We start from the raw sequence: 6,746 nt of genomic DNA, 5'->3' as shown, positions 1-6,746 counted from the left end.
CGGCCCGAAGAAGAAAGAAGTGTCACCAATGTCCTGACACACGAACTGTCACCGATGTCCTGATACAGAACTGTCACCCATGTCCTGAGACATCACAGCTGGCACTCCGGCGGCGATTCCGCGCGACTTTACCCATTTTTTACCCACTTGGGGTTTCTATGGGAAGCCTATGGCCCGAGATCCCAGTGTTTACAAGGGATCGCGGGCCATGGAGCTTGGCGGAGACGGAGGGATTTGAACCCTCGGTCCCCGTAAGGGGACTCCACCTTAGCAGGGTGGTGCACTAGGCCTGACTATGCGACGTCTCCAGGCGTTCTTCGGCCGGAGCCGCGCGAACGCACCCCGCAATCATAACGGGTTCGCACCGCACTGCCGAACCGGGTGCGGCCGCATCCGGCCGATGGCACGATCAGCGCTGGGCGACGGTGCAGGTCACCTGGGCCGCGGTCTGCCCGGTGATCGACGACGGCAGCTGCACGGCCTCCTGTGTGGGCGTCGGCGCCGCAGCCGTCGCACCGGCGTCGCCGGTGGCCGTCGGGCTGGGCGTGGCGCCAGGGTCGGCGGGCGACGGCGTCGCCTCACCGACGACCTCGGTGCCGTAGCCGTCGCTCGTCGACCCGGTCAGCTGGATCGGCTGGTTGTTGGCAAGCGCGTCGAAAAGCACCTTGGCCGCCGAGGTGACGGGGTCGACACGGGAGCCGCCGGTCGCATACACCGTGGGGTACTGCACGAAGACGATGTCCTGGTACGGCACGCTGCGCACCGCCATCGCGATCTGCACCATGCTCTGCGGGTTCGCCAACGACTTGCTGAGCACCACCTGCGGTGGATCGGCGGTCACCTGCGAGATCGCGGTGTTGGCGAGGTTGAAGAGGGTCGCCGGGTTGCCCAGCACACCCTCGGACTGCAGCTTGCGCACCAGAGAGCTCAGGAACTGCTGCTGGTTCGAGATGCGGCCGAGATCCGAGCCGTCGCCGATGCCGTGACGGATGCGCAGGAACTGCAGCGCCTCGACGCCCTTCAGCGTGTGCTCGCCCTTGGTCAGGTTGAGCCCGGTGTGGCTGTCGCTGATGTCGTCGGCGACACAGACGTCGACGCCACCGATGGCGTCGGACATCGCGATGACACCCGTCCATCGCGTCGCAGCGGCGAACTGGATGTCGACGCCGGTCAGCTTCTCGATGGTCGCCACGGTGCAGGTGAGGCCGCCGTACATGTACGAGGCGTTGAGCATCTGGCCGCTCATCGCCGAGTACTGCGTGCCGTCCGGGCCGGTGCACGAAGGGATCGGCACGATCATGTCCCGCGGAAAGGAAACGACCGTGACGCGACGCGGCTGATCGGAGATGTGCACGAGCATCGTGACGTCGTTGCGTTCGCCGTCGGTGTCGCCGGCCTGGCAAGCACCGGAGAGGGCGGCGTTGGGCCCCTCGCACGAGTCGGTGCCGACGACGAGGATGTTGGCGCCGCCCTCGATCTCGCCGAGCGTGGGCGGCAGCTGAACGTCATCGCCACCGATCGAGACACCGGCGGCCTGTACGGCACGCGCGGCATCCCACACATAGAACGCGCCCACGGCCGTCGTGCTCACCACGGCGACCGCGACGATCGCCGCGAGGATCGCGAGCACCTGCGACAGCGGGTGCGGAGACTTCAGGATGCCGTGGCGGGCGACGGGCTGCCGACGAGGGCGCTCGGGGCGTGGACTCACGGGGGACCTTTCGACAGCGGGCACGACCGCTTCTGCGGAGGGTGTGGGATTCGAACCCACGGGACATCTCTGCCCACCGGTTTTCAAGACCGGGTCCATCGGCCGCTCGGACAACCCTCCCGATGGATGCCGCGGCATCCCTCAGACAGGCGACGAGTCTAGTCGACGCACGATGCCCATCATCGCGCGTCGTCCTGGGCGGCGGCTGAAAAGGCGTCAGAGTTCGCGCAGGATGTCGGCGACGCCGCCGGCGTGCACCGAAGCCGTGACCTCTCCTGCTTCACGGCGCACCTCGTCGGGCCCCTGTCCCATCGCGATGGCACGGCCGCCGTGATCGAGGGCCCAGCGGAACATGCCGAGGTCGTTGCGACCGTCGCCCATCACCAGCACGCGCTCGCTCTCCACGCCGAGCCAGGTGCGCACGCGCTCCAGGGCGGTCGACTTGTCGACGCCCTGCGGCGCGATGTCGAGCCACGCCGACCAGCCCACGGCATACGAGACCTTGGTGAGGCCGATGCGTTCGACGAGGGCCAGGAAGTCCTCGTCGGTCTCGTCGGGCGCGACCACGACGACGCGGCAGACGGGCTGCGCGACGAGCTCGGCGAAGTCGACTCGGCGCGCGTGCGCCAGGTTCCAATCGTCGAGCCGCTCGGTGTAGAGTCGCTCGCCGTCGGCGAGTTCCACCATGTACTTCGCGTGCGGCAGGTGCGCGCGCAAGAGGTCGACGACCTCCGAGGGGTCGAACGTCTCGACGTGGAAGCGCTCGTAGCGGCCTTCTTCCGCGAAGTCGCCCCCGACGCGCTTCATGATGACGGCGCCGTTGGAGCAGACCGCGTACTCCGGGGCGAGCTCGAGCACGTGCTGGATGCCGCGGGTGCCCTCCCAGCTGCGGCCCGTGGCGAGCATCACCTCGTGTCCGGCGCGATGGGCGTGCGCGACGGCCTCCACGACACCCGGACTGAGGGTCTCGTCCTCCAGCAGCACCGTGCCGTCGACGTCGAGCGCGATGAGCAGGCGCTCCGTCGCGACGGCGGGGTTCTCGGCATCCGTCGCCAGATCGTCGACGAGGTGCGCGGCCTTCGGCGCGTCGACGACCTCGATCGCACCCGTGGGCGGCAGACGGTCTTCGGCGCGCGGGCCGCTCATGCGATCGGCTCCGCCACCTCGAGGCCGCCGAGGTAGGGCCGCAGCACCTCGGGGATCACCACCGACCCGTCGGCGCGCTGGTGCGTCTCCAGCAGCGCCACGATCCATCGGGTGGTCGCGAGGGTGCCGTTCAGCGTCGCGACCGGAGCGGTCTTGCTCGCCACGCCCTCGACGCTCGGCCGGTAGCGCACGTCGAGGCGTCGCGCCTGGTAGGTCGTGCAGTTGCTGGTGGAGGTGAGCTCCCGGTACGACCCCTGCGTGGGCACCCAGGCTTCGACGTCGTACTTGCGCGCGGCGCTGGAGCCGAGGTCCCCCGCGGCCACGTCGATCACGCGGTAGCTGAGGCCGAGGTCCTGCAGCATCTGCTCCTGCAGCGCGACGAGGCGCAGGTGCTCGGCCTCGGCATCCTCGGGCGTCGTGTAGACGAACATCTCGAGCTTGTTGAACTGGTGCACCCGGATGATGCCGCGGGTGTCCTTGCCGTACGACCCTGCTTCGCGCCGGTAGCAGGTGGACCAGCCGGCGTAGCGCTTCGCACCGGCGGTCAGGTCGAGGATCTCGCCCATGTGGTAGCCCGCAAGGGGGACCTCGCTCGTGCCGACGAGGTAGAGGTCGTCGGCCTCGAGCTTGTAGACCTCGTCGGCGTGCTGTCCGAGGAAGCCGGTGCCGCGCATGACCTCGGGGCGCACGAGCGTCGGGGGGATCATGGGGATGAACCCGGCATCCACCGCGCGCTGGAGCGCGAGGGACATGAGGGCGTACTCGAGGCGGGCGCCGATGCCGGTGAGGAAGTAGAAGCGGCTGCCGGAGACCTTGGTGCCGCGCTCCATGTCGATCGCGCCGAGCTTCTCACCGAGGGCGAGGTGGTCGAGGGGCTCGAAGTCGAAGGATGCCGGTTCGCCGTGCGTACGGACGGTGACGAAGTTCTCCTCGCCGCCGGCGGGAACCCCGTCGATGACGATGTTCTCGATGCGGGCGAGGGCCGCGTCGGCGGCCTCTTCGGCCGCGGTGACGGCCTGCTGCGCCGCCTTCACACGGTCGCTCAGCTCCTTGGCCTGCGCGACGAGCGCGGGCTTGTCCTCCTTCGGCGCCGAGGCCACGGTCTTGCCGTGGGCGTTCTGCGCGGTGCGCAGCTCTTCGAACGCCGTGATCGCCGCGCGCCGGGCACGGTCGGCCTCGATCGCGGCGTCGACGGTGTCGGCCGACTCGCCGCGCGCCTCCTGCGAGCGCTTGACGAGGTCCGGATTGTCGCGGAGAAGGGCGAGATCGATCACCCGACAAGTCTAGTTCGCGGGTCGCCCCTGCTCGGTCGTCGGGCACGACGGCGGGTGCGCAACCCCTCCTCCACAGATGTACGCCGGCCGACGTCTCGCGAAGTTTTCCACAATATGAAACTGACCAGGGATTTTAAAGCCTGGGATGTCGGAGGGGGCCGGAAGGATGGACTCATGTCAGCGACCACGCTACTCACGGCGGAACCCACGCCTCCGGCCGGACTTACCCCCGCCCAGGTGGAGGTTCTGCGCACGCTGACGCAGCGCGTCGTCGCAGCCCGGGCCGCGAAAGCGGCGGCCGACGCGGCCGAACTCAGGGTCCTGGCCGAGGCCATGGCGCTCGCGACCTCGCGAGGCGCGGAGAGAAGCGATCTGGCGGTGCGCGAGATCGCCGCCGAGCTCGCCGCGGCCGTCCGCGCTTCCGACCGCACGATCCAGGCGCGGATGGATGACGCGGTGATGGCGCTCGGGAGGTTCGGCGCAACGGTCGACGCGCTCGGCAAGGGCGAGATCGAACGGACGCACCTCAACGCGATCGTCGATGCGGGAGCCCACATCGACGATGAGGCGGCGCGCGGCGCGTACGAGGCGGCGGCGCTCGATCACGCGCGACGCGAGAGCCCGGGCCGGCTGCGCCCCGCCGCGCGCCTGCTCGCCCAGCGGTTCGACCCCGTCCCCTCACAAGAGCGCCACACCCTCGCAGCCGCCGCGCGTCGCGTCTGGGTCGATGACGGTGACGACGGCATGGCAGATCTGGTCCTCCGCTGCGCCGCGGCCGTCGCGCACGGCGCCTTCGACCGCGCCACCCGCATTGCCCGCGCAGTCATCGACGCGCGAGAGAAGCCCGATGCCAACCACGCCGAGGGCGCCCGCGATTGCGGTGAGGCTCCCGCAAGCGATGTCCGCACGCTGTCGCAGGTGCGTGCCGACGTGCTGGCCGATCTGATCCTGACCGGCCACGCGACATCAGCGGAATCCGCGTCTTCGATCCCGACCGGCGAGGCGATCCACGCGCAGGTGCACGTCATCGTGCCGGTGACGACGCTCGCTGGCGGAGGCGAGGCCGGGGCCCTCGCGACCGGCGGCCCGATCGATCCCGAATCCGCGCGCCGACTCGCCGCCGGCGCCACCACCTGGACGCGGTTGCTGACCGATTCTTCGGGTCACGTGCTGGCGACCGAGGCCTACCGCCCGTCGAGCGCCATCCGCGCCGCACTGGTTGCCCGCGACCGACACTGCCGGTTCCCCGGGTGCCGTCAGCCCGCGCGGCGGTGCGACATCGACCACACCCACGCTCGCGAGCACGGCGGGCCGACCTCGATCGGGAACCTCGCGCACCTGTGTCGACGGCATCACGTGTTGAAGCACCGCACGGCGTGGCGGGTCGTCCAGCGTCCGGGCGGCGTGCTCGAGTGGACGAGTCCGACGGGCCTGGTCTACCCGGACGTGCCCACCCCGCCGCTGATGTTCACCGCCGGGTATGTTTAGCCGCATGGCATCCGCTGACGTCGCTGCACCCTCCGGTGACGAGGCGTCGCCTCGCCGCGCGGCGCTGGTCTACAACCCGATCAAGGTCGAGGTCGATCAGCTGCGCGATGCGGTGACCCGTCACTCCGCCGACGCAGGGTGGGCCGAGCCGCTCTTCTACGAGACGACCGTCGACGAACTCGGCGACGGTCTGGCGCGCGAGGCGATCGCGGCCGGAGCCGATGCGGTGCTCGTCGCGGGCGGCGACGGCACGGTCCGCGCGGTCAGCGAGGCCATGGCGGGCGTGGAGGTGCCGCTGACGATCGTGCCGAGCGGCACCGGCAATCTGCTCGCCCGCAACCTCCAGCTTCCCCTTTCCGATCCCGACGCCATGATCGCGGCGACCTTCGCGGGCGACGTCCACGCGATCGATGTGGGGTTCGCGGAGCTGGTGCGCCCCGACGGACAGCGGGAGGAGCGTGCGTTCGTCGTGATGGGCGGCATGGGTCTGGATGCCGCCATGATCGCCAACACCAGCGGCGATCTGAAGAAGAAGGTGGGGTGGGTCGCCTACGTCGACGGCGCCGCCCGCTCGCTCGTGAAGGCCAAACCCTTCGGCATCATGTACCAGGTCGCCGGCCACCGGATGCACCGCGCACACGTGCAGAGCGTGCTCTTCGCCAACTGCGGCTCGCTGCCGGCCGGTCTGGAGCTGATCCCCGAGGCGTCGGTCGCCGACGGGCAGCTCGACATCGCGATCTTCCAACCCAAGACGGCCTTCGGCTGGCTCGCGGTGTGGCGCCGTGTCGCCTGGGACAACAGCGTGCTGCGCAGGTTCCGCGCCGGACGGCGCATTCTGCGGCTGCGCACCCGGGACAACTCCATCCGGTACGCACGCGGTACCGGCATCCAGATCGCCGCCGGCGTCGCCACGCCGGTGCAGCTCGACGGGGACGAGTTCGGCGAGGCTACGGCCGTCGACGTGCGCATCCACGCCGGCGCGCTCCGGCTCGCCGTACCCACCGGGCACACCTCCCCCACGCTCTAGTTGTTCTATGCAGCGAGGTTGGTGACAGCGGGGCGGGTGGCGCGACTTATGGGCGGTTGTCCTCCGAGTGAGCTGTGTGGTCGATGGTAGTTGTAGTAGT

The 6,746-nt window shown here is 69.7% G+C and carries 5 protein-coding genes and 2 tRNA genes; 2 read left to right on the top strand and 5 right to left on the bottom strand.

Going from position 1 to position 6,746, the window contains the following annotated elements:
* Positions 1-216 precede the first annotated feature (216 nt).
* The 5 genes from ABS64_RS14585 to serS all read right to left on the bottom strand — a co-directional run bounded on the left by ABS64_RS14585 (position 217) and on the right by serS (position 4,131).
* A tRNA-Ser gene (locus ABS64_RS14585) sits at positions 217-308 on the bottom strand.
* A 101-nt stretch (positions 309-409) separates the two neighbouring features.
* Entirely contained in the window at positions 410-1,711 is a 1,302-nt protein-coding gene (locus ABS64_RS14580; RefSeq protein ID WP_051498826.1) for an LCP family protein, read from the bottom strand.
* 35 nt (positions 1,712-1,746) lie between these two features.
* Positions 1,747-1,831, bottom strand: a tRNA-Ser gene (locus ABS64_RS14575).
* A 96-nt stretch (positions 1,832-1,927) separates the two neighbouring features.
* Positions 1,928-2,857 (bottom strand): HAD-IIB family hydrolase, encoded by a 930-nt coding sequence (locus tag ABS64_RS14570; RefSeq protein ID WP_036288963.1) that lies wholly within the window; start codon positions 2,855-2,857, stop codon positions 1,928-1,930.
* Complete coding sequence (serS, locus tag ABS64_RS14565) at positions 2,854-4,131, bottom strand: serine--tRNA ligase (RefSeq protein WP_292684505.1); 1,278 nt, start codon at positions 4,129-4,131, stop codon at positions 2,854-2,856. The genes ABS64_RS14570 and serS overlap by 4 nt, the downstream gene beginning before the upstream one ends.
* 174 nt (positions 4,132-4,305) lie before the next feature.
* Between serS and ABS64_RS14560 the strand changes: the two genes are divergently transcribed.
* A complete protein-coding gene (locus ABS64_RS14560; RefSeq protein WP_292684503.1) occupies positions 4,306-5,619 on the top strand; it encodes an HNH endonuclease signature motif containing protein in 1,314 nt (437 codons plus the stop codon).
* Positions 5,620-5,623: 4 nt separating this feature from the next.
* Entirely contained in the window at positions 5,624-6,646 is a 1,023-nt protein-coding gene (locus ABS64_RS14555; RefSeq protein ID WP_292684501.1) for a diacylglycerol kinase family protein, read from the top strand.
* Positions 6,647-6,746: the final 100 nt, after the last annotated feature.

The sequence above is a fragment of the Microbacterium sp. SCN 69-37 genome, from assembly GCF_001724435.1.
In the GTDB taxonomy this organism is placed as follows: Bacteria; Actinomycetota; Actinomycetes; order Actinomycetales; family Microbacteriaceae; genus Microbacterium; species Microbacterium laevaniformans.
Note: the sequence above shows the minus strand (reverse complement) of the source record. Positions and strands in the feature narration are given on the sequence as shown.

Excerpts from the sequence above, each read along its gene's own strand:
- ABS64_RS14560 (WP_292684503.1), top strand. The coding sequence starts at position 4,306 with ATGTCAGCGACCACGCTACTCACGGCGGAACCCACGCCTCCGGCCGGA.
- ABS64_RS14570 (WP_036288963.1), bottom strand. The coding sequence starts at position 2,857 with ATGAGCGGCCCGCGCGCCGAAGACCGTCTGCCGCCCACGGGTGCGATC.
- ABS64_RS14555 (WP_292684501.1), top strand. The coding sequence starts at position 5,624 with ATGGCATCCGCTGACGTCGCTGCACCCTCCGGTGACGAGGCGTCGCCT.